This window comes from Huintestinicola butyrica, from assembly GCF_025567215.1.
Taxonomy (GTDB): domain Bacteria; phylum Bacillota; class Clostridia; order Oscillospirales; family Ruminococcaceae; genus Huintestinicola; species Huintestinicola butyrica.
In genome coordinates, this window is record NZ_JAOQKB010000005.1 from 19,969 (window position 1) to 41,090 (window position 21,122).

Here is a 21,122-nt window from a genome sequence, read left to right on the forward strand (position 1 = left end):
TTTAAATATAATTATAGCATTTCAATATTGAAAAAGCAAGACATTTTGCTTAATATTTTCAAGGAATATGATTTTTCGTCAAAATACAGTACAAAGCCGTCAAACAGGTCTATAAATTGTATTTCCGCCATTACTATTATAATGTATTGGCGGCGGGTGTGTCAATATATAGGGGAAATTTTATTTTGTGGATAATATGAACTTGTCCTTTTGATATGGGCATATAAAATTGACGACATAATTTGACCGTACCTGCGGCTTTCGTGAAAAAGGCCTGACCTAAACCCTTTGCCTTGTGCTTATTTGTGCGGAATTTTTTGTGCTATACACGCTTATATAAAAACAGAGCTGCTGCATCCTGTGCAACAGCTCCATCTTTACTTATGCTTATGCTCAATTTCCCGATTCTATGCTTATCTCGTTGAATACCGAAAGCAGATCATCGACCTTGGCGTTCTTCTTTTCCTCGCCCTTTAAGTCCATAACGCACTTTCCCTCGTGCATCATTACCAATCTGCTGCCGTATTCCACTGCAAACCTGAGGTTATGTGTTACCATCAATGTTGTGACCTTTTTCTCCTTTACCACCTTATCGGTTATCTTCATCAGTGTTTCGGAGGATTTGGGGTCAAGTGCTGCGGTATGCTCGTCAAGTATTAGCAGGTCGATATCCGTCATTGAGGCGATTATCAGTGCTATAGCCTGTCTCTGACCGCCACTGAGGTTTCCTACGGGGACGTTCATTCTGTTTTCCAGACCCATTCCGCAGGTCTCCAGCAGCGACTTATAATAATCGGTACGCTTTTTATTTACGCCTGCGCCCAGTCCGAACATTTTATTCTTATTATCCGCCAGCGCCATATTTTCAAGCACTGTCAGGTTTCCGCAGGTTCCCATTCTGGGGTCCTGGAGAACCCGTCCGATAGTTGCAGCTCTTTTATGCTCGGGCAGCTTGGTGATATTCTTTCCGCCGAATATCACGGAGCCGCTTTCGGGCATCATGGTTCCGCAGACCAGATTGAGCAGGGTTGTTTTTCCGCTTCCGTTGGAGCCTATGACGGAGACGAACTCCCCGTCCTCCACGGTGAAATTAAAGTCATTGAAAAGGACTGTTTCGTCAACTGTGCCTATATTAAAGACCTTATTGATATTTTTAAGCTCCAGCATATCACGCACTCCTTTTCAGCTTGTTTTTTACGGGCAATTTCTCGCTGAACACCAGTGCAATGGTGAAAAGCACTGCCATCAGGAGCTTGAGGTACTCGGTGGGGAGGTTCAGCGCCAGCGCAATGGTCAGGCAAGCCTTATAAAGCAGGCTTCCAAGGATTACCATTGTGGTGGGCTTCATGAACTTTACGTTCTTAAAGATACTGAGACCGATTATTACGGAGGCAAGCCCCAGCACTACCATTCCGACGCCCATCTGCTGGTCGGCAGAGCCTTTAGCCTGTGCGATAACGCAGCCTGCCAGTGATGCGAAGCCGTTTCCTATGGCAAGTCCCAGTATCTTTGCCTTGCCGGGGTCTCTTGCGAGCATGGTAACGTATTTCTCGTTATCGCCCACGGCTCTCAGGAGAAGTCCCGATTTAGTCTCAAGGTAAAAGTCCATTGCTATCTTGAATATCACCACAAGTATCAGCGAGATAATGGTTATTCTCCACTCGGCGGGCAGGGAAGCTGCTATTCCGGAGTTGAAAATAGTTGGCTTTCTGAAAAACGATGCAACAGTGATGCCGTTATTTCCCTTGAAAAGTATTACCAGGTTTATGGACAGCATTGCTGTATAAACGATAATTCCGCAGAGAAGGGGGCGGATACCCAGCTTTACGTGCAGCAGACCCGTTACCGTTCCCGCAAGCATACCCAGCACAAAGGAGATAAGCAGGCAGAGCCATGGGTTTACTCCTGCGATGATGAGCACTGCTGTTACCACTGCGCCCATTGGCATTGTGCCGTCCACGGACAGATCGGGAAAGTCAAGAATGCTGTATGTGATGTACACGCCCATTGCAAGCAGCGCATACATAAGCCCCTCTTCAAGAGTGACACGGAAAATGTTCAGCAATATATCCATAAACGTTCAAACCTCTTTACAATTATTCTGCGTCTTCCTTATCGGCGGAAGTTACCTTTTCAGCATCTGCATAGCTGTCGGGGAGGGTGATGCCGAACTTATCCATTACCTCAGTATTTACAACAGCGGTACCGTCGGAGATCTTTCCTACGGGGATAGTGCCTGCGCTCTCGCCGCCGAGAACTCTTATGCCCATATCGGCAGTTGCTCTTCCGAGAGCCACATAGTCAATGGAAACGGAAGCCATGCAGCCGTTGATCACCTGCTCGATCTCGGAGCCGTAAACGGGGATATTAGCGGAGTTTGCCTGCTCGAGAAGAACGGTAAGGTTGCTTACAACGTTGTTATCGGTGAAGTTATTTACGCAGTCAACCTTTGTTACCAGGGAAGCGGCAGCCTGAGGAACATCGGCAGCGCCCTGAACGCCCTGGTCAACGATCTCAATGCCTCTGGGATCGGCAGCCTCTCTGAGGCTTGCAAGCTGAGAAACGGAGTTTGCCTCACTGGTGGTATAAAGAACGCCTATCTTCTTTACCTCGGGCTGAAGAGCCTGGATAAGATCAAGCTGAGCGCTGAAATCAAGAATATCGGAGGTACCTGTGCAGTTGCCGCCGGGAGCATTCATATCCTCAACAAGGCCTGCTGCAACGGGGTCGGAAACTGCGCAGAAGATAACGGGGATATCGGTATTTGCGGTAGCTGCGAATGCGGAAACTGCTGCGGGGGTTGCGATAGCGAATATCATATCGTACTGCTTTGCAGCCATGTTCTTTGCAATGGTATCGCAGGTAGCGCTGTCGAAGTTGCCGTCCTGTCTGTCAATGGTAAGCTCCAGGTCAGACTCGGTAAGTGCCTGCTCGATACCTGAGAAGCAGTTATCGAGTGAGGGGTGGCTGCCGTACTGGATAACGCCTATCTTGTAGCTGTTTTCGGAAACAGCCTCATCGGAAGCGACGGTCTCGGCATTGTCTGCTGCGCTTGTGTTGTCGGAAGCGTTATCGGTAGTGCTGCTGTTATCTGTTGCGCCGCAGCCTGCAAAAGCTGTAAGTGCAAGAGCTGCTGCCAGAATTGCTGATAATGATCTCATCTTTTTCATAATAAAACATCCTTTCTCAAAAACCATTCCTTAATAAAATAAAAAACTCCTGCCCCATAAAAATGGGACAGGAGATCATTTCCTGCGGTACCACCCAAATTGCGTAAAATTACGCCTCTCAAGCTGCAATGTACTAACATACACGCACCGAATAACGCACGGTCTTGCGTCTCCCCTAACCTTACGGCTCAGTTTGCCCTCATGAGTCCATTCACACCGACGTCCGCTGCCGCAATCACACCGCCTGCGGCTCTCTTAAAACGACCTTCCGATGATACTACTCTCAATCAACGGTTTAAATTATTTATTGGTTAAATAATACCACTATTATTTTCATTTGTCAAGGGGGACTTTTCACAGTAATCACAGGATTTCGGGTAAACTTTTTGTGAACATCTTACTGATTTGCCGCAGCAGTTACCTTTATTCTGCTTCTGATAAGGGCAGCTGCGCCAAGAGCGATGATGACCGATACAAAATCCTTTACAAGATAAGGCACGGAAACCAGCAGTGCGCTTGACCAGAAGCCATTGCCCTTGATTATGGCAAACTGAGCCGCTCCGCAGGCATGGCACACAAGAACGCCCGCAATGCCAAGCACCACAGCCAGCCACTTGTGCTTTGACTCGATGCCCAGACCGCACAGGAACGCCATGAAGATAAAGCCCCATATAAAGCCGCCTGTAGGGCCTGCTATAGCGCCAAGACCACCCTTGAAGTTAGCGAACACAGGTGCGCCCACAGCACCCAGAAGTGCATACACCAGCAGGGAGACCGCTCCCTTTTTGCTGCCCAGCACATATCCGCAGAGGGCAACAGCCAGCGTCTGGAGTGTAACGGGAACGCCCGAGGGCATAGGTATAGCTATCTGAGAAAGCACTGCCACCACTGCGGTGAACATAGCTATCTGCACCATATCTTTAGTGGATATCTTTTTCTTTTTATTCTCTTCCATTTTAAAACCATCTTTCCAAATCGTAATCAAGCTAAACGTTTATCTTATGGTTTTATTTTAGCACAGGCAATGGCACTTGTCAACCGTAATTCGATTTCAAGTGTACAATATTCCCGCTTTTTACATTTTTATAATATTTGCCTTTGGCAAAAGGCAAAAAAAATCAGCCCATGTTGGAAAATCTCTCGACCGCCTTGGTAAAGCTTTCGATGGTCTTGTCGGCGTCGCCATGCTCTATGCCGTCACGGACGCAGTGCTTGATATGACCTCGAGAACCACCTTTCCGCAGCCGTGAAGTGCGGACTTGGCTGCGTTTATCTGAGCCGGTATGTCCTCGCATGGAACGTCCTCATCTATCATTCTGTCTATAGCCTGCACCTGTCCGATTATTTTTTGAGCCTGTGGTGCAGGTTTTCCGAATCCATACACTGTTTCATTCAAATATCTCCTTTTTCATATGCAGTACGCTTCCGCCGATAAGCTCTGTATCCGTGACGTCATGGGTAACGGCAATGACCGTTTTCCCGCTGATGTGGCTTATCATTTCGGCTGTTTTTATCCTGTTTTCGCTGTCAATGCCCCTGAAAGGCTCGTCCATAAGCAATATACCGCAGCTGCGGCACATGGCACGGACAATGGCTGTCCTGCGCTTCATTCCTCCTGAGAGGACTTCTGCGGGGCGGGTGATATCATCTTCCGAAAGCCCTGTGGATATGAGCATTTTGCGTATCTCGCAGCCGCTTTTATCCGACACAAGGGCGCAGTTTTCAAGGGCGCTCAGCGCTCCGAAGAGCCTGTCCTCCTGAAACACCATGGAGATGCCGCCTGAGGGCACTTGTGAAATGCTGCCCGAAAAGTCCTCCAGTCCTGCGATAATGCGCAGGAGAGTGGTCTTTCCGCAGCCCGATTCACCCATTATCCATGAAAATCCGCCGTTTGCAAAGACGGCGGAAAAGTCTTTCAGCACGGCCTTTTCACCGTAGCTTTTGCAGATGTTATCGAGCCGCATTGGGGCGCCTCTTTTTTCCCTTTGAAAAGAACTTGCGGAGGGTCTTTACGATAGCATCAAAGTTATAGATCGTCATTACGACAAAGCCAAGGATAAGTCCCAGCCAGTAAACGGCGGGCTGCTTTGCCATGATAACGCACATGATTATGATTATGGCGGTGTTAACGATAAGCTTGATATAATCCACACGGAAGAAGATTATCTTTCGGGCATCAAATATGCGGACCGCAAAGCAGGCAAAATAGGAAGACGCCGTTGCAATGGCTGCTCCCCACACGCCGAACTTGGGAATAAGGAGCCAGTTGAGGACGATGTTCAGGATACCTGCCACAAGTGCTGTTTTGAAAGAGTTCATGGACTTCTTTCTTGTGGTGTAAATGGACGAAAGGAACTGGCAGAAGCACTGGAATATCATCGCCACGATAAGAATGGGAGTGAACTTATATGCGCTGAAAAAGCTGGTTATCCCGCTGTCGTCGCCCTTGCCTGTGAGCACAATGGTAAGAGGCTTGCAGAGCATTATAAGACCCGAAGCGGCAATGAACAGCAGCGATGAATATGCGCCGAACACATTTTCATAGAACTTGCCGATATAGCGGCTGTCACGCTCCTCGATAGAGGACATCTGCCACGCCTGATAGAAGATAGTCGTTACCAGCATGAGCAGTGTGGGGAGCTTGTTGCCCACGGCGTATATTCCGTTGGTATCCGCATCTATCATGCCCACGATGAACCATCTGTCGGAAGCGGAGGTTATCCACCAGAGCAGATATGTGGGGATAAGGGGGGCGGAGAATTTAAGCATCTCCCTGATGAGCTTGGGACTGATGAACGACGTATCCAGCGACTTGTTGAGTCCTGCGATAAGGGTAAGCATACAGAGGGAAAGTCCATCGGAAATAACGATAGACAGAATATATCCCGTAACGCCAAGCTTGAAGCCAAGCAGAAGAACCAGGTTGCATATTACCTGAGTGAGGACGGAGAATATGCCGTCCGCCGCAAAGAGCTTTACATAACCCCTTGCCCTGACGTACTGGGAGGCTATCTGCCTGAAGCATGAGAAATAGCAATAGATATACAGCAGGAAGCTGTAATCGCCTATGGTGTTTATCTTTGACACCAGCGGCGTGAACAGCATAAACACGGTCATGCCGAAAAGCACGCACAGGTTGGCGCAGGTATAAACCTTGCGGTGGTCGTACTCGTTATCCATACCGAAGCGGATAACGGCATCGGACATACTGAACGTTACCAGCGGGACGAGGATATTAACAGTCTGATAGATAAGGTCAACAGTGGAATACTCGCCCTCGCTCATTACACGGGTATAGAGGGCTACCAGCAGGAATCCCAGCAGCTTTGTACCGAATGAGCCGACAGCAAAAACGAGAGTATTTCCGAACAGCTTTTTATATTTATTCATTGGCGTTCTCCCGAAAATCGTTGTAATTTACATATAGATATATTATATCATACTTTTTTCAAAAATGGAATAGCCAAACAAAATTTTTAACAGCGATAAAATCGCACAGGTTAAGTGCTTACTAAAAAGTCAGCACAAATAAGAGCAACGAACAATATGACCAATCCACACCGCAGAGTTAAGCAAAACAAACAGCAGATACTCGATGTCACCAATAAAATTTGATAACACAAGGTAATGAACACTTTTATAAAATTGCTTACCAAATAACCAAAGAAATACAAATAAAAGAACTGAGTGAAACCCAAACCCGTAAACATAGCTATAGAAAAAGGTACAAATAGATGAATGGGGTCCGGTCTCCGGCGGCAAGCAAAATGTGGGGGAATAAAAAACGGTAGGGAATAGGGGTTCAAGGAAGAGATGAGTGCTTGCCTTTTACAAAGCCACGGAGAAACCATCAGGGGGAAGGGGAATGCCGTTTTTTGCCCTTGCTTTAGTTTAATACTAAGCACCAATTAAAAACTATACAAAAAATTGAGCATAATCTTGCGTATATGGATTATGCGATGATTTTTTGTCTATAGTTTTATTGGTGATTAGTATAATTAACCTTTGGTTAATACTTCCCACCCGGTGGTGTCTCCTTTGCATTAGGTACGGACTTTATAAAAATGAAAAGAAGATTTGGCAGGTAAACGTAGTTTACCACTGCGGCAACAGCGACCAGATGGCTCTGCCCTCAGTGGACTTCCTAAACCCTTTACCTTTGTGCTTATTTGTGCTGATTTTTAAATTAGTCGAAATTCCCTCATCGTTGTCATATGCTCCCATAAATAAAAAAGGCGTCCGCTGCAAGGACGCCGAAATGAGGGATATAAGATGAAATAATATATATTACTCCACAAGGAGGGTGGAGGAGATATTGGGTGCCGCCCGCAGTATCGTGGAAGATGCCTGCATATCCGCACCGCTGCGGACAGCTGTAAAAAATATTTTGATATCCTATTGTTTCAGAGATCAAACTCGCAAGCGTTATAATCGTTGAAAACTTTGCAGGAAAGCGCTTGCATTGTTAGGGGAATGTAGTCCGTTATCGGCGGCTGCCGACAACGGGTACATAATAAAAAGGAGAGAGATGAAAAAGGTTTGAAGCCGATCTGCGGAGAGAGGGGTATTCTCCGCCTGCCTCATTTCCCTTACCATGCCTTTATTATACAGGGCGAATGTGTTGAAATTATGAAAGCAGGGAGAAAAACACGGAAAAATATTTTCCATTCCCGATTGAAAAGTACAGGGTATCATGCTATACTTATCCTATACTAATCCTCAATCAACCTATAGAACGATTAAAGATTAGTATTACAGATCAGGCTACTGTATAATTATATAAGGAGGACTTTGAAAATGCTGTCGAAACTGAGGCTGTCAACACCAAAAGAAGGCTTTATTAAGATCACCCGTGATGTGGAAAGTCTTGTTGCCGAAAGCGGCGTTAAGGAGGGCATATGCGTTGTTTTCTGCCCGCACACCACGGCGGGCATCACCATAAATGAAAATGCCGACCCCGATGTTGTCCGTGACCTTACCTATGCCATGAACATAACCAGCCCCGACCGCCCCGAATACCGTCACGCTGAGGGCAACTCCCACGCACATATGAAGGCGCTTATGACAGGCTCAAGCGTCACCGTTATCATCAGCGGCGGAAAGCTCCTGCTGGGAAGATGGCAGGGCATATATTTTGCCGAGTACGACGGTCCCCGCAGCAGAGAGGTCATTGTGAAGATAATGGAGGGTTAAGCCTCAGGCTTTCCTCAGCTTTGCAAGCATTCCTCTGAGCAGGTTTACGTGTATCATCTCATCGAGGGCAATGCGGGAAAGCACTGCAAAGACGTACCTGTCCCCCGAGCGGCGTGACAATGAGACATACGCCGAATATGCTTTCTGCTCTCCGTCAAGGTCGTGAAGTATGGCGGAGGCAAGGTCGTCGGTGTAATCGGGGAATGTGCCGTTCCAGTAAGACGGCACCCCGTTTTCATACTCGCCGTAAACAGGCGGAAGCCCCAGCAGCTTCATAAGCTCGCCTATCATATTAAGGTGTCGCATCTCGACCATGGCTATCCTGCCGAATATATCCGCATATTCGGGATAGGTGCTGCGGAAGATCACGCTCTGGAAAACATACTCCGCAATAGTGCCGAACTCTCCCCCGCTGCCGCCGAAAGCGCTGCTCAGCTGCGCCGCAAAGCGCACATTCTCCCTGGTTACCTTTACGGGGGGATAGGGGGAGCTGTCCGCAGTAATAATTGTATTCATAAAAAACCTCCGCATAAAATATCTTATGATATCTTATGCGGAGGCCGTTTTTTATATGTTCCTTATCGACGATAGGCGATAAGAATATCAGTCGAGAAGAGTGATAGTGGCGGTGGAAAGAGCCACTTCCTCGCCGTTGTCCCTGCGAACAACAAGCTTGCCAAGATTGTCGATGTCAACGCACTGAACAGTCTCGGAAACGTCGTTTCTGGTGATGATTATGCGCTTGCCGATGATGATAGAGCGCTTGCGGTAATCGTCAAGGAACTCCTTGGTGCAGATATCGCCCAGACGCACTTCCAGTCTGTTGAGTATCTCAGCAACCAGCTGGCTTCTGTTGACGTTCTTGCCTGTCTCGGCACAGATACTTGTGGCAATGTCCTCAAGCTCCTTGGGGAAGCTTGTGTTGGACACGTTGATTCCGATACCGATGACCGCATACTCAAGGCCGCCCTGCTCAACGCCGATAGCCGCTTCGGTAAGGATACCGCAGAGCTTCTTACCGTTGGAATAAAGGTCGTTGACCCACTTGATGCCGCATCTGAGTCCGCTTACCTTTTCAATAGCCTCGGCAACAGCCACAGCCGCACATGAGGTTATCATCAGCGCATACTCCACCGAGAGCTGAGGACGGACGATAACGCTGAGGTAAATGCCCTGATTGTTGGGAGCATAAAATTTCTTGCCCATTCTGCCCTTGCCTGCTGTCTGCTGCTCGGCAATGATGGTATGACCGTTCACTGCGCCCAGCTGTGCAAGGCTCTTGGCGAAATTGTTTGTGGAGTCGATGGACTTGAATATATCCATCTTTCTGCCCAGTTCCTTTGTTTCAAGGAAGGATATTACAGAGGGTTCGTTGAGAATGTCATTGTCGCTGGTAAGGCAGTATCCTCTGTTTGTAACGGCATTGATGGTGTAGCCCTCCTCACGGAGCTGCTTTACAGCCTTCCAAACTGCACTTCTTGTCATTCCCAGCGATACGGCTATCTTGTTGCCTGATACGCTTCTGCCACGGTTGTCTTCAAGAATTTCAAGTACCTTGTCTTTTAATGCCATTGCGTAATCATTCCTTTCACTAACTTTATCATCATAATGTTTTTAACGGCATATCTGCCGAATGTTTTCACGGTAACACAGTCATCTCCCGCAGCATAACATGATCCGGGAGGTGATAATACGGAGCTTATACTTCTTGCCGCCGCAACTTCCGCCGACATATTCGCTGCCGCCATGGGCATTCGCAGCGCAGGGATAAAATTCTCTCTGATATCGGCGCTCACAGCTGCATTTGCGGGAGCCGCCGTTCTGTGGCTGTCGGTGGTATTATCTGCTGCTGCTGACAGCATACTGCCCCTTGACGTAGCCGTATATATCTCAAAAGCAGTTCTTTTGTTTATCGGTATCCGCACACTTTTCGGCGATATCCTTGCAAAAAAGCAGGACAAACGCCGCAGCTGCTTTCCCGACTGCGCCGAAGTCATGACAGACCCCTCCGCCGCCGACAAGGACAATTCCAAGGTGATATCCGCCGCCGAGGGAGCTTTCATGGGCACAGCCCTTTCAGCCGACTCGTTTTTCACGGGGATAAGTGCGGGAATTGCGGGAATATCTCCCCTGCCCATATTCATATTGTCGCTATTATTCGGGCTTGCCGCCATTGCTCTGGGAACGGCTGCGGGCAAATTTCTGTCCGACCGCCGTATCCTCGGCTTTCCTGCAGGCAGGATAGGTGGGATAATGCTGATAATACTTGCAGTGATAATATAAACTCAATCTTTAGGTATTGACCGTATATGATTAAACTAAATTTAAATGTTTTCTCACCGCTCATATTATTATACACAATTCTTATTTTGTATTTGATAATTTTTTGTGAATATATGCAACTTTTTATATTAACTCACTTAATACCCACCCTGTCAGAAATATTGAGCGCCCAGAATTTATGAACAAGATATTTCAGCATCGGATACCGCCTGTTTGACACGTAACAATTATATGAACATTGTTACTTAAATGTAGCCGAACTTTCTCTGTCAGATACGGAATTATCCCTGTAATTCCGCACCATTTTTCGTTAATCAAAAAAATTATATTGATTTGCAGAACTTTATTCGTTATTACCCCCATATCAGCGTGGTGTTCACACAATTTACATACTTGCCCACAATTTTTAGCGCTATTTTAGCATCGCAAGGCGAAATAATGGGTATGATCTCAAAATAACAATGTTAATTTTTTAAAAAGGCTTGACCTAACCCATTTACCTTGTGCTTATTTGTGTTGATTTTTATAAAAGTGCGTAATCGAATGCTCGCTTATACTAATCTTTAATCGTTCTATAGACAAAGCCGAGGATTTGTCTATAGGTTGATTGATACTAATCACCAATAAAACTATAGACAAAAAATCATCGCATAATCCATATACGCAAGATTATGCTCAGTTTTTTGTATAGTTTTTAATTGGTGCTTAGTATGGGGATTAGTATTAAACGAAAAGGGACTGCTGCAATGTGCAACAGTCCCTTTTATTGTTATTATGATATTTCTCAGTTCTTCATCAGCTTGACCATAACAGCCTTCTGTGCATGGAGACGGTTCTCTGCTTCGTCAAATATCTCCTCTGCATGAGCCTCGAACACCTTTGCGGTGATCTCTTCCTCACGGTGTGCAGGCAGGCAGTGCTGTACCATTGCGTCGCGCTTTGCGGCAGCCATAACATTATCGTTGATCTGATAAATGCCCTCAAACACCTTGCGGCGCTCAGCTGCTTCGCCCTCCTGACCCATGGAAGCCCAGACATCGGTGAAGATAACGTCTGCATTTGCTGCTGATTCAACTGGATCGGCGGTAAGTGTGAACTTGCCCTCGTAGTTCTTTGCAAAGTCAAGAACGGTCTTGTCGGGGTGATATCCCTCGGGGCAAGCTGCGGAAACCTCCATGCCAACGGTAAGACCGCCGACGATAAGGGAGTTTGCCATATTGTTTCCGTCGCCTATGTAGCACATTTTCAGTCCGTCGAACTGACCCTTATACTCTCTTACTGTCATAAGGTCGGCAAGCACCTGGCAGGGGTGGCAATAGTCGGTAAGACCATTGATTATGGGGATATTGCCATAGTTTGCAAGGTCCTCCACTTCCTTCTGCTCGAAGGTACGGATCATTATGCCGTTGAGGTAGCGGGAGAGGACACGGGCGGTATCCTGAACAGGCTCGCCTCTGCCTATCTGGAGGTCACGGGAGGAAAGGAAGAGTGCGTTTCCGCCCAGCTGGTACATACCTGTTTCAAAGGAAACACGGGTACGTGTGGAGGACTTCTGGAAGATCATACCCAAAGTTTTGCCCTCAAGGTGGCGGTGGGGAATGTTGTGCTTCAGCTCGTACTTGAGCTGGTCAGCAAGGTTCAGGATCTCGATGATATCCTCCCTTGAAAGGTCGGACATTTTAAGAAGATTTTTCATTTTATATGCCTCCTGTATATTGGTTTTGAATTTATTTACGTATCGATCCTCACTATTTCGGTGAGGGATTTGTTGCGGTAGATTATATCATTTCTTTCGGTAAAGCCCATTTTCTCCCAGAAAGCGTTGGCGCCTGTGTTTCTGCCGAACACCAGCAGAGCCGCTTTGGCTATCCCCCGGGCTTCAAGAGCGCTTACAGCCTTGTTTACAAGCTCCGAAGCGATTCCCCGATGCCTGTATTCGGGACGGACTGCGGTGTGATAGATATATCCCCTGCGGCCGTCGTTTCCTGCCATGATAACGCCTGTGATGATGCTTTCGCCGTCTGCGTCGTTTTCAACGGCAACAAAGCAGGTCTCGGGATTTCTTTTCAGAAATCTCTCTACGCCTTGGCGGGAATCGTCGATATCGTTAAGCCCCATTCCGCTGCATGAGAGCCACAGGCTGTAGATATCGTCATAGTCGGATATGGTAAGAAGCCTGACAGTCATTACGCCAGCAGCTTTTTAAGTATCTCCATGCCCTTGTCTATCTCCTCATAGGTGATGGTGAGAGGGGGCAGGAAGCGGAGCTTTTCCTTTGCGGTAAGGATAAGCAGTCCGTTTTCGGCTGCGGCGGAAAGAATATCTGCCGCTTTCTTGGTTTTAAGGCGAACGCCCAGCATAAGTCCCATGCCGTCAACGCCCTCGACCTCGGGTATCTCTGCCAGCTTCTTTCTGAAATACTCGCCCTTGGCGATGACCTCGTCGCAGAAGCCCTCGGAGGAAACTGTATCAAGAACCACGTTTCCGCCTGCGCAGGCAAGGGGATTTCCGCCGAATGTGGAGCCGTGAGTGCCCTTTACAAGCACTCCCGCACACTTTTCATCGGCAAGGCAAGCACCCATGGGCACGCCGCCTGCTATTCCCTTTGCAAGTGTGGTTATATCGGGCTTTACGCCGTATCTCATGGAGGTGAGGATCGCACCTGTTCTGCCAACGCCTGTCTGAACCTCGTCGGCAACTGTAAGGATATCGTTTTCTCCGCAGAGCTTGAATATCTCGTCAACGAAGGCTTTATCAAGGGGATTTACTCCGCCCTCGCCCTGAACAAACTCAAACATAACTGCGCAGATCGTCTTATCCTCGGCGATAAGCTTTCTGAGAGCATCGATATCGTTGGCAGGAACGTTCACAAAGCCCTCTACAAAGGGGAAGAAGTAGTTGTGGAACACGTCCTGGCCTGTTGCGGAAAGGGTAGCGAGAGTTCTGCCGTGGAATGAGTTCACAAGGGTAACGATGGTGTGTCTTCCCTTGCCGTATTTATCGAAGGAATATTTTCTTGCAAGCTTGATAGCGCACTCGTTTGCTTCTGCGCCCGAGTTTCCGAAGAAAACATCGGTATAGCCAGTAAGCTCGCAGAGCTTTGCGGCAAAATCAGCCTGCACCTTGGTGTAGAAATAGTTGGAGGTGTGCTGGATAGCTCTTGCCTGTGCGCACACAGCGTCAGCCCACTTATCGTTGCAGTAGCCCAGAGAGTTGGTGCCGATGCCGCTTCCGAAATCTATGTATTTCTTGCCGTTTTCGTCAACAGCGTCGTCATTGTGACCCTTTTCCAGAACTATAGGCAGCCTGCCGTAGGTCTGCATAACGTGCTTGTTGAATTTTTCTATTGTTTCGGACATTTATATCATTCCTTTCAGTGTGTTGCCGTATCAGATAAACTGTGTACCGATGCCCTGGCTGGTAAGCAGCTCAACAAGAATGGAGTGCTTTACTCTGCCGTCGATGATGCAGGTCTTGTGAACGCCTCTTCTTACGGCTTCAACACAGCAGTCGATCTTGGGTATCATGCCGCCGCTGATGATGCCCTGTCTCTTCATGAAAGGCACCTCACTGACCTGAACGCTGGGGATAAGGGTGGAGCTGTCGTCCTTGTCCTTGAGAAGTCCCACGATATCGGTCATAAGGATAAGGTTCTCCGCTCTGAGCTCTGCGGCAATTCTTGCAGCTGCGGTATCTGCGTTTATGTTGTAGGTCTGTCCCTTTTCATCGCAGGCAACAGTGGAGATAACGGGGATATAGCCCTTTTCAAGTGCGTCAAGGATAGGTGTGGTGTTCACCTTGTCGATCTCGCCGACAAAGCCAAGGTCAACATCGCCCTCTATCTTGTGGCAGAGTATCATCTGTCCGTCAATGCCGCACATACCGAGAGCCTTGCCGCCGTGCTGTATGAGGTGAGAAACAAGCTCCTTGTTTACCTTGCCCGCAAGCACCATCTTGACGATATCAACGGTAGCTTCGTCGGTGTATCTGAGGCCGTTTATGAACTTGCTCTCGATGCCCACACGTCTGAGCATATCGTTTATCTCAGGGCCGCCGCCGTGAACGAGAACTGTCTTTATGCCGACCAGATTAAGGAGCACGATATCGCTCATTACTGCATCCTTCAGCTCATCATTGGTCATAGCGTTTCCGCCGTACTTGATAACGACTATCTTGTCGTTGTACTTCTGTATGTAGGGCAGGGCGTCTATGAGCACCTGCGAACGTATCTCATTTGAAATGCTGTTCTCCATTGAATAACTCTCCTTTATTTATGCTGCCCGGGACATGAGCCTGCACCGCACGCTGATAATAAATATCCTTATCAGCTTCTGTAATCTCCGTTTATCTTAACATAGTCATATGTAAGGTCGCAGCCCCATGCAGTAGCCTTTGCATCGCCTGCATTAAGCTCGATGTATATCTCGATCTCGTCCTCGGTGAGTATCTTCTTTGCCTCGTCCTCGGAGAAATCAACGCCTGCGCCATTGCGGCACACTGCAATGCGTCCTGCTCTTGAGCCAAGGTCAACATCTACCTTGTTGATATCAAAATCAGCCTCGGCATAGCCTATTGCGCAGAGGACACGTCCCCAGTTTGCGTCAGCGCCGAACATTGCGCACTTGAACAGCGGTGAACGGATAACACTCTTTGCAACGATTATTGCAGTGTCAAGATCAGGTGCGGAGGAGCATATGCAGGTGAGGAGCTTTGTTGCGCCCTCGCCGTCCTTTGCAAGCATTCTTGTAAGGTTTGCCATTACCTGATAAAGAGCAGCCTTGAAGGTATCGAACTCTGCGCCCTCTGCTGCTATCTCGGCATTTTCTGCCAGACCGTTTGACATCAGCATACAGGTATCGTTGGTGGACTGGTCGCCGTCAACGGAAAGGCAGTTGTATGTAATTTTAACTATCTCGGAAAGTGCTTTCTGCAGCATAGGTGCGGAAACGGCACAGTCGGTGGTGATAAAGTTAAGGGTGGTAGCCATGTTGGGGTGTATCATTCCGCTGCCCTTTGCCATGCCGCCCAGATGACAAACCTTGCCGCCGATATCGAACTCAACGGCATATTCTTTCTTGACGGTATCTGTGGTCATTATTGCGGTAGCCGCTTCAACATTGCCTGTGTAGGAAAGCTTCTCCACCAGCCGGGGAACTGCCTTAACGATAGGCTCAATGGGCAGCACCTGACCGATAACGCCTGTGGAAGCAACGATGACCTCTTCGGGCTTTATTCCCAGAGCATCGGCAGCAAGGCTGCACATTTTCTCAGCCTTTTCCTCGCCGTCGGCATTGCAGGTGTTGGCATTCTTGGAGTTAACGATAACTGCCTTTGCCTTTCCGCCTGATTTTTCAAGATTTTTCTTTGTAACAACAACAGGAGCGCCCTTTACCTTGTTGGAGGTATAAACGCCTGCCGCATTGCACATAACGTCCGAAACGATAAGTGCGATATCATTCTTCTTAGTGGGATTTTCCTTTATGGCGCAGTAAACGCCGCTTGCCTTGAATCCCTTTGCGGCGCAAACACCGCCGTCGATGATCTTAAAATCCATATCAGTGACCTTCTTTTATAAGTTTATTTCGTTATTATCTGTTTTGCCGAATTTTTTCAAGCATATCTCATATTGTTTCTTTTATGCAAAAGCAAGCTTTCCCTTTGGCTTAGGTATTTCCCTGCCAAGAAGCTCAGCAGTTTCTATCCACTCGTCAACAACGATGTGAACATTTTCAAGAGCGGAAAGCATTGATCCACCGTCAGCCATGCAGCCTGCAAGCTCGGGAACCTCTGCGATATATTTTCCGTCTTCTTCGCTCCGGTACAAAATGACTTCGTATTTATGAATTATATTCCTGCTCTGCTTTACTTATAAGAATAAAGCTTTGCTTTTGAGCCATCAGGCTGAATACTGATGATTTTATCAATTATTCCAGTCCCGTTCTCTCGTCAATGCCCATCATAATGTTCATGCACTGAACTGCTGCGCCCGATGCGCCCTTGCCCAGATTATCAAGTTGGGAGCAGAGAAGAACGTGGTCGTCATTGCCGTAAACAAAAATTCTCAGCATATTTGTATCCGCAACGGTGTTGGAGAAAAGCTCGGAAGCTTCGGGCATTCCCTCAGCGCCGAAAGGCATTACCTGTACAAAATGCTCGCCTGCATAATGCTCGGACAGCATTTCCCATACATCGTGAGCCGTGACCTTTCTTGCCATGGTTCTCAGCTGGATGGGAATATTTACCAGCATACCGTTATAGAAATCTCCTACTATGGGGCAGAAAACAGGGGGATAGGAAAGTCCCGAAACTGCCATCATTTCCTTGACATGCTTGTGGGTCTTGCCAAGGGAATATGCCCTTGTGCTGGCAAGCTGGAAGTCTCTGTTCTCGTCCTCGTATCTTGCGATAAGCTTCTTGCCGCCGCCGCTGTAGCCTGAAATTGCGTGGCAGATAACAGGGTGATAGGGAGCCAGCATACCCGATCTTACCATGGGGTACATAAGGCAGTTGAAGCCGCTGGCATAGCAGCCGGGAACGGCAGTTCTTTTTGATGCCGCAACTGCGCTTCTCTGCTCCTTTGAAAGCTCGGGCAGACCATATACCCAGTCAGGATTGGTTCTGTGAGCTGTGGAAGCGTCGATTATCTTGGTGTGGTCGTTTTCCACCAGTGAAACGGCTTCAACAGCCGCTGCATCGGGCAGGCAGAGGAATGTGTAATCGGAAGCGTTTATATACTTCTTTCTCTCCTCGGTGTCCTTGCGCTTTTCCTCGGGAATTTCAAGTATCTCGATATCGCTGCGATCCTTGAAACGGTCAGCTATACGCAGACCTGTGGTTCCCTCTTTGCCGTCTATAAAAATCTTGTATGACATTTTCTTATTTCCTTTCAAAAATGCAGTCAGAAACTGTAGTTTTCAGAAATTATGATTTTCAGAAATTATAATTTCTGAGTTCCGCTTTCAGCTGCTCGATCTGTCTCGCAACAGCTTCGGGAGCAGGGCCGCCGTCAACATTTCTCTGCATTACGCAGGTCTCAAGGTTGATAGCCTTGTAAACGTCCTCGTCAAATACATCGGTGAGCTTCTTGTACTCCTTGATGTCAAGGTCTTCAAGGGTGGTGTCAAGCTCGATACATCTTGCAACAAGTGTGCCTGTTATCTTGTAAGCGTCTCTGAAAGGCATACCCTTCTTAACAAGATAGTCTGCGCAGTCGGTGGCATTGATAAAGCCCTTTGCGGCAGCCTTTCTCATATTGTCCTTGAGAACGGTCATAGTTCTGAACATGGGGATAAATGTGGATAGGCAGAGCTTAACGGTGTCGATTGCGTCAAATATAGCTTCCTTATCCTCCTGCATATCCTTGTTGTAGGCAAGGGGAAGGTTTTTCATCATGGAAAGCAGGGTCATAAGGTCGCCGTAAACTCTTCCTGTCTTTCCTCTGATAAGCTCGGTGATATCGGGGTTCTTCTTCTGGGGCATAATGGAGGAGCCTGTGGAATAAGCGTCGTCCAGCTCGATGAACTTGAACTCCCAGCTGCACCACATAACGATCTCCTCGGAAAATCTTGAAAGGTGCATCATGAGTATGGAAACGGCACTTGCCAGCTCTATGCAGTAGTCACGGTCGGAAACGCCGTCAAGGCTGTTGTAGGTGATATCCTCAAAGCCCAGCAGCTCAGCTGTGCGCTTTCTGTTAAGGGGATATGTAGTGCCGGCCAGCGCACAGGAGCCGAGAGGCATTCTGTCCATTCTCTTCTTGGTATCAGCCAGTCTGCCAAGGTCACGGGTGAGCATCTGTGCATATGCCATGATGTGGTGTGCAAAGGTGACGGGCTGCGCTCTCTGGAGGTGGGTATATCCGGGCATTACGGTGTCATAATGCTCCTGAGCTGTGGCGATAAGGGTCTCGATAAGCTCATAGGTGAGCTTGGATATCTCGTCACACTCGTCTTTAAGGTAGAACTTTATATCAAGTGCCACCTGATCGTTTCTGCTTCGTGCGGTGTGAAGTCTCTTGCCTGTGTCGCCCAGTCTTTCGGTGAGCACCTGCTCAACGAACATATGGATATCCTCAGCATTTGGGTCAAAGTGGAGCGCACCGCTGTCAAGGTCGGCAAGTATGCCTTTAAGTCCCTCGATTATCTTTTCGCTCTCGTGCTTTTCAATAATGCCCTGCTCACCCAGCATCTGCGCATGAGCCATAGAGCCTCTTATATCATGCCTGTACATTCTTGCATCAAAGGAAATGGAGGAGTTGAAGTCGTTGACCTTCTCATCGACCTCCTTGGAAAATCGTCCTGCCCACATCTTAGCCATTTTATTTCATTCCTTTCAAATCATTCTGCTGCCGAAGTTCCTTCTGATGTTGAAGCATCTGAAGCATTTGCCGATGTTTCTTCTCTTATGCTGCCGTCCTCATTGAGCTTGTGTCCCTCTGAATCGGTACCGTAAAGCAGACCAAGATAATCCAGCTGCTTCTGATAATTATCGGCATCAATATAGTAAACACCGAAGTTGCAAACCTCTTCCATGCTCATTTTTCTGTACTGGGAAGAGCCGCCGTTATATATCATTGTAAGAACGTCATTATCTATCTCGATACGGCACTTGGCGCCGTTGCCTACGGTAAGGAAATCATCGCTTATCTCGTAGGTATCTTCCGTATAAACGGAGCCCATTGCCATGGGTGTGTGATAGATAAGACCGCCCTCGGAGGTGAACTCGTAAAGCTTGTAATAGGGGTTGCCCTCATTCTCGAAATACTCGGGGCCGTCGATATCGCACCAAACACCTACGATATCTGTTTTCAGCTGCTCGTATTTCTTCTGTTTATCGCTACTGCAGGCGGTAAGGCTTATCATCATAACAAATGCCATTGCCGCCGCAAGGAGATTTCGTATTTTAAAATTCATATTGTTACCGACTTTCTTTGTTCTTTTTATTCTAATACCAGTTAAATACAAAAATCAGGTATCGTCCTGCATATAATATTGTTCCCTTATATGCCGATTTTTACTGTGGAAATTTATTCCTGAAAAAACTAATATAACTGCGTATGCCCGAAACGTGGATTTCGGGCATAAACAGCATATATATTACGGGTTATTTTTAATTACTTGCCACGCTTCTGGTCAAGCTTTGCCTTAACGTGAGTGGGAAGACCGAAGATATTGATGAATCCGCCTGCATCAGCCTGGTTGTAAACGTGATCCTCATCAAATGTAGCAACTTCCTCATCGTAAAGGGTGTAGGGAGATGTAACGCCAGCGTTGATAACGTTGCCCTTGTAGAGCTTGAGCTTAACATCACCTGTAACAGTCTTCTGAGTCTCGGTAACGAATGCGGACATAGCCTCTCTGAGAGGAGAGAACCACTGACCGTTATAAACGATATCAGCAAACTTGATGGAAAGGTAGGACTTGATCCTTGCGGTCTCCTTATCGAGGCAGAGAGTCTCGAGAGCTTCGTGTGCTCTGTAAAGGATAGTTCCGCCGGGTGTTTCATAAACGCCTCTGGACTTCATACCAACGAGACGGTTCTCAACCAGGTCAACAAGACCGATACCGTTCTCGCCGCCGAGCTTATTGAGGGTGGAAACCAGCTCAACACCGTTCATTTTCTTGCCGTCAACAGCGGTGGGGATACCCTTTTCAAAGTGGATAGTTACATATGTAGCCTTATCGGGAGCCTTTTCGGGAGATACGCCCAGCTCAAGGAAGCCTTCCTTGTTGTACTGAGGCTCGTTTGCGGGATCCTCAAGGTCAAGACCCTCGTGGGAAAGGTGCCAGATGTTCTTATCCTTGGAGTAGTTGGTCTCACGGGTTATCTTAAGAGGAATGTTGTGTGCCTCTGCGTAGTCGATCTCTTCGTCACGGGACTTGATGGACCATTCTCTCCAGGGAGCGATGATAGCCATATCGGGAGCAAAAGCCTTGATAGCAAGCTCAAATCTTACCTGGTCGTTGCCCTTACCGGTGCAGCCGTGGCAGATAGCGTCAGCACCCTCTGCAATAGCGATCTCAGCAATTCTCTTTGCGATGATGGGACGTGCAAAAGAGGTACCGAGGAGGTACTTGCCCTCGTAGATAGCGTCAGCCTGAACGGTGGGGTAGATATAATCCTGAATGAATTCTTCCTTAAGATCCTCAATGTAAAGCTTGGAAGCACCTGTCTTCTTAGCCTTTTCCTCGAGGCCGTCAAGCTCGGTGCCCTGTCCAACGTCAGCGGAAACAGCGATTACCTCGCAGTTGTTGTAGTTTTCCTTGAGCCAGGGAATAATGATAGAAGTGTCGAGACCGCCGGAATAAGCGAGAACGACCTTTTTGATGTTTTCCTTATTAACTGCCATTTTAGTGTACCTCCGTTTATTTTTTTGCACTGCACTCCTCAAAGTGCAATGTCGGGTTACTGATATTTATTATACACCCTTTGGCGCAAATGTCAAGACTTATTTGCATATTTTATCCGATTTACGCA

The 21,122-nt window shown here is 47.7% G+C and carries 21 protein-coding genes, 1 pseudogene and 1 other annotated feature; of the genes and pseudogenes, 2 read left to right on the forward strand and 20 right to left on the reverse strand.

The window, feature by feature from the left end; all coding sequences use genetic code 11:
• Positions 1–393 precede the first annotated feature (393 nt).
• The 7 genes and pseudogenes from OCV68_RS06920 to OCV68_RS06950 form a co-directional block, all read right to left on the reverse strand.
• Positions 394–1,167: an ABC transporter ATP-binding protein gene (locus OCV68_RS06920; RefSeq protein WP_262571714.1), complete on the reverse strand. Its 774-nt coding sequence runs from the start codon at positions 1,165–1,167 to the stop codon at positions 394–396.
• A gap of 1 nt (position 1,168) precedes the next feature.
• Positions 1,169–2,074: an ABC transporter permease gene (locus OCV68_RS06925; RefSeq protein WP_022474206.1), complete on the reverse strand. Its 906-nt coding sequence runs from the start codon at positions 2,072–2,074 to the stop codon at positions 1,169–1,171.
• 22 nt (positions 2,075–2,096) lie between these two features.
• Entirely contained in the window at positions 2,097–3,170 is a 1,074-nt protein-coding gene (locus OCV68_RS06930; protein WP_262571717.1) for an ABC transporter substrate-binding protein, read from the reverse strand.
• Between the two features lie 60 nt (positions 3,171–3,230).
• Positions 3,231–3,470, reverse strand: a binding site (T-box leader).
• A gap of 97 nt (positions 3,471–3,567) precedes the next feature.
• Complete coding sequence (locus tag OCV68_RS06935; RefSeq protein WP_022474208.1) at positions 3,568–4,125, reverse strand: biotin transporter BioY; 558 nt, start codon at positions 4,123–4,125, stop codon at positions 3,568–3,570.
• Positions 4,126–4,288: 163 nt separating this feature from the next.
• Positions 4,289–4,562 (reverse strand): annotated as a pseudogene (locus tag OCV68_RS06940) (metal-sensing transcriptional repressor).
• The gene (locus tag OCV68_RS06945; protein ID WP_262571719.1) at positions 4,559–5,134 is read right to left on the reverse strand and encodes an ATP-binding cassette domain-containing protein; all 576 of its coding nucleotides are present in this window, start codon (positions 5,132–5,134) and stop codon (positions 4,559–4,561) included. Before OCV68_RS06945 ends, OCV68_RS06940 begins: the two are co-directional and overlap by 4 nt.
• Positions 5,121–6,560, reverse strand: a complete 1,440-nt coding sequence (locus OCV68_RS06950; protein ID WP_262571721.1) for a lipopolysaccharide biosynthesis protein — start codon at positions 6,558–6,560, stop codon at positions 5,121–5,123. Before OCV68_RS06950 ends, OCV68_RS06945 begins: the two co-directional genes overlap by 14 nt.
• A 1,407-nt stretch (positions 6,561–7,967) precedes the next feature.
• Between OCV68_RS06950 and OCV68_RS06955 the strand changes: the two genes are divergently transcribed.
• Positions 7,968–8,363 carry a secondary thiamine-phosphate synthase enzyme YjbQ gene (locus tag OCV68_RS06955; RefSeq protein WP_147622632.1) on the forward strand — a complete coding sequence of 132 codons (396 nt, stop codon included), beginning with the start codon at positions 7,968–7,970 and terminating at the stop codon, positions 8,361–8,363.
• Positions 8,364–8,366: 3 nt separating this feature from the next.
• On the opposite strand, the gene OCV68_RS06960 is transcribed toward OCV68_RS06955, so the two are convergent.
• From OCV68_RS06960 to OCV68_RS06970, 3 genes are all read right to left on the reverse strand, one after another.
• Positions 8,367–8,879, reverse strand: a complete 513-nt coding sequence (locus OCV68_RS06960) for a ferritin-like domain-containing protein (protein ID WP_178086135.1) — start codon at positions 8,877–8,879, stop codon at positions 8,367–8,369.
• A gap of 87 nt (positions 8,880–8,966) precedes the next feature.
• On the reverse strand, positions 8,967–9,935 hold the full coding sequence (locus tag OCV68_RS06965; RefSeq protein WP_262571725.1) for a biotin--[acetyl-CoA-carboxylase] ligase: 969 nt from the start codon (positions 9,933–9,935) through the stop codon (positions 8,967–8,969).
• Positions 9,926–10,225: a hypothetical protein gene (locus OCV68_RS06970; protein ID WP_262571728.1), complete on the reverse strand. Its 300-nt coding sequence runs from the start codon at positions 10,223–10,225 to the stop codon at positions 9,926–9,928. The genes OCV68_RS06965 and OCV68_RS06970 overlap by 10 nt, the downstream gene beginning before the upstream one ends.
• Positions 10,226–10,268: 43 nt before the next feature.
• Here OCV68_RS06970 and OCV68_RS06975 point away from each other — a divergent pair, with 43 nt between their 5' ends.
• The gene (locus OCV68_RS06975; RefSeq protein WP_262571730.1) at positions 10,269–10,646 is read left to right on the forward strand and encodes an MntP/YtaF family protein; all 378 of its coding nucleotides are present in this window, start codon (positions 10,269–10,271) and stop codon (positions 10,644–10,646) included.
• Between the two features lie 784 nt (positions 10,647–11,430).
• On the opposite strand, the gene argF is transcribed toward OCV68_RS06975, so the two are convergent.
• The 10 genes from argF to OCV68_RS07025 all read right to left on the reverse strand — a co-directional run bounded on the left by argF (position 11,431) and on the right by OCV68_RS07025 (position 20,994).
• Positions 11,431–12,342, reverse strand: coding sequence for an ornithine carbamoyltransferase (gene argF, locus OCV68_RS06980; protein ID WP_262571733.1), 912 nt, complete (start codon positions 12,340–12,342; stop codon positions 11,431–11,433).
• Between the two features lie 35 nt (positions 12,343–12,377).
• A complete protein-coding gene (locus OCV68_RS06985) occupies positions 12,378–12,833 on the reverse strand; it encodes a GNAT family N-acetyltransferase (protein WP_262571735.1) in 456 nt (151 codons plus the stop codon).
• Positions 12,833–14,005, reverse strand: a complete 1,173-nt coding sequence (locus OCV68_RS06990) for an aspartate aminotransferase family protein (protein ID WP_147622637.1) — start codon at positions 14,003–14,005, stop codon at positions 12,833–12,835. The genes OCV68_RS06985 and OCV68_RS06990 overlap by 1 nt, the downstream gene beginning before the upstream one ends.
• 30 nt (positions 14,006–14,035) lie before the next feature.
• The gene (argB, locus tag OCV68_RS06995; RefSeq protein ID WP_147622638.1) at positions 14,036–14,899 is read right to left on the reverse strand and encodes an acetylglutamate kinase; all 864 of its coding nucleotides are present in this window, start codon (positions 14,897–14,899) and stop codon (positions 14,036–14,038) included.
• 71 nt (positions 14,900–14,970) lie between these two features.
• Positions 14,971–16,200, reverse strand: a complete 1,230-nt coding sequence (gene argJ, locus OCV68_RS07000; RefSeq protein WP_262571738.1) for a bifunctional glutamate N-acetyltransferase/amino-acid acetyltransferase ArgJ — start codon at positions 16,198–16,200, stop codon at positions 14,971–14,973.
• 81 nt (positions 16,201–16,281) lie between these two features.
• On the reverse strand, positions 16,282–16,470 hold the full coding sequence (locus OCV68_RS07005) for a type II toxin-antitoxin system HicB family antitoxin (RefSeq protein WP_394803499.1): 189 nt from the start codon (positions 16,468–16,470) through the stop codon (positions 16,282–16,284).
• 100 nt (positions 16,471–16,570) lie between these two features.
• Complete coding sequence (gene argC / locus OCV68_RS07010; RefSeq protein ID WP_394803500.1) at positions 16,571–17,518, reverse strand: N-acetyl-gamma-glutamyl-phosphate reductase; 948 nt, start codon at positions 17,516–17,518, stop codon at positions 16,571–16,573.
• A gap of 58 nt (positions 17,519–17,576) precedes the next feature.
• Positions 17,577–18,962, reverse strand: a complete 1,386-nt coding sequence (gene argH, locus OCV68_RS07015; RefSeq protein ID WP_262571742.1) for an argininosuccinate lyase — start codon at positions 18,960–18,962, stop codon at positions 17,577–17,579.
• A gap of 20 nt (positions 18,963–18,982) precedes the next feature.
• Positions 18,983–19,558 carry a hypothetical protein gene (locus tag OCV68_RS07020; RefSeq protein WP_022474226.1) on the reverse strand — a complete coding sequence of 192 codons (576 nt, stop codon included), beginning with the start codon at positions 19,556–19,558 and terminating at the stop codon, positions 18,983–18,985.
• Between the two features lie 200 nt (positions 19,559–19,758).
• On the reverse strand, positions 19,759–20,994 hold the full coding sequence (locus OCV68_RS07025) for an argininosuccinate synthase (RefSeq protein WP_147622643.1): 1,236 nt from the start codon (positions 20,992–20,994) through the stop codon (positions 19,759–19,761).
• Positions 20,995–21,122 lie beyond the last annotated feature (128 nt).

Coding starts and splice junctions, on each gene's coding strand:
- OCV68_RS06945 (WP_262571719.1), bottom strand. CDS start 5,134: ATGCGGCTCGATAACATCTGCAAAAGCTACGGTGAAAAGGCCGTGCTG.
- OCV68_RS06990 (WP_147622637.1), bottom strand. CDS start 14,005: ATGTCCGAAACAATAGAAAAATTCAACAAGCACGTTATGCAGACCTAC.
- OCV68_RS06920 (WP_262571714.1), bottom strand. CDS start 1,167: ATGCTGGAGCTTAAAAATATCAATAAGGTCTTTAATATAGGCACAGTT.
- argB (WP_147622638.1), bottom strand. CDS start 14,899: ATGGAGAACAGCATTTCAAATGAGATACGTTCGCAGGTGCTCATAGAC.
- OCV68_RS06930 (WP_262571717.1), bottom strand. CDS start 3,170: ATGAAAAAGATGAGATCATTATCAGCAATTCTGGCAGCAGCTCTTGCA.
- OCV68_RS06955 (WP_147622632.1), top strand. CDS start 7,968: ATGCTGTCGAAACTGAGGCTGTCAACACCAAAAGAAGGCTTTATTAAG.
- OCV68_RS06985 (WP_262571735.1), bottom strand. CDS start 12,833: ATGACTGTCAGGCTTCTTACCATATCCGACTATGACGATATCTACAGC.
- OCV68_RS06935 (WP_022474208.1), bottom strand. CDS start 4,125: ATGGAAGAGAATAAAAAGAAAAAGATATCCACTAAAGATATGGTGCAG.
- argJ (WP_262571738.1), bottom strand. CDS start 16,200: ATGGATTTTAAGATCATCGACGGCGGTGTTTGCGCCGCAAAGGGATTC.
- OCV68_RS06970 (WP_262571728.1), bottom strand. CDS start 10,225: ATGCTGTCAGCAGCAGCAGATAATACCACCGACAGCCACAGAACGGCG.
- argF (WP_262571733.1), bottom strand. CDS start 12,342: ATGAAAAATCTTCTTAAAATGTCCGACCTTTCAAGGGAGGATATCATC.
- OCV68_RS07020 (WP_022474226.1), bottom strand. CDS start 19,558: ATGAATTTTAAAATACGAAATCTCCTTGCGGCGGCAATGGCATTTGTT.
- OCV68_RS06960 (WP_178086135.1), bottom strand. CDS start 8,879: ATGAATACAATTATTACTGCGGACAGCTCCCCCTATCCCCCCGTAAAG.
- OCV68_RS06925 (WP_022474206.1), bottom strand. CDS start 2,074: ATGGATATATTGCTGAACATTTTCCGTGTCACTCTTGAAGAGGGGCTT.
- argC (WP_394803500.1), bottom strand. CDS start 17,518: ATGTCATACAAGATTTTTATAGACGGCAAAGAGGGAACCACAGGTCTG.
- OCV68_RS07025 (WP_147622643.1), bottom strand. CDS start 20,994: ATGGCAGTTAATAAGGAAAACATCAAAAAGGTCGTTCTCGCTTATTCC.
- OCV68_RS06950 (WP_262571721.1), bottom strand. CDS start 6,560: ATGAATAAATATAAAAAGCTGTTCGGAAATACTCTCGTTTTTGCTGTC.
- OCV68_RS06965 (WP_262571725.1), bottom strand. CDS start 9,935: ATGGCATTAAAAGACAAGGTACTTGAAATTCTTGAAGACAACCGTGGC.
- argH (WP_262571742.1), bottom strand. CDS start 18,962: ATGGCTAAGATGTGGGCAGGACGATTTTCCAAGGAGGTCGATGAGAAG.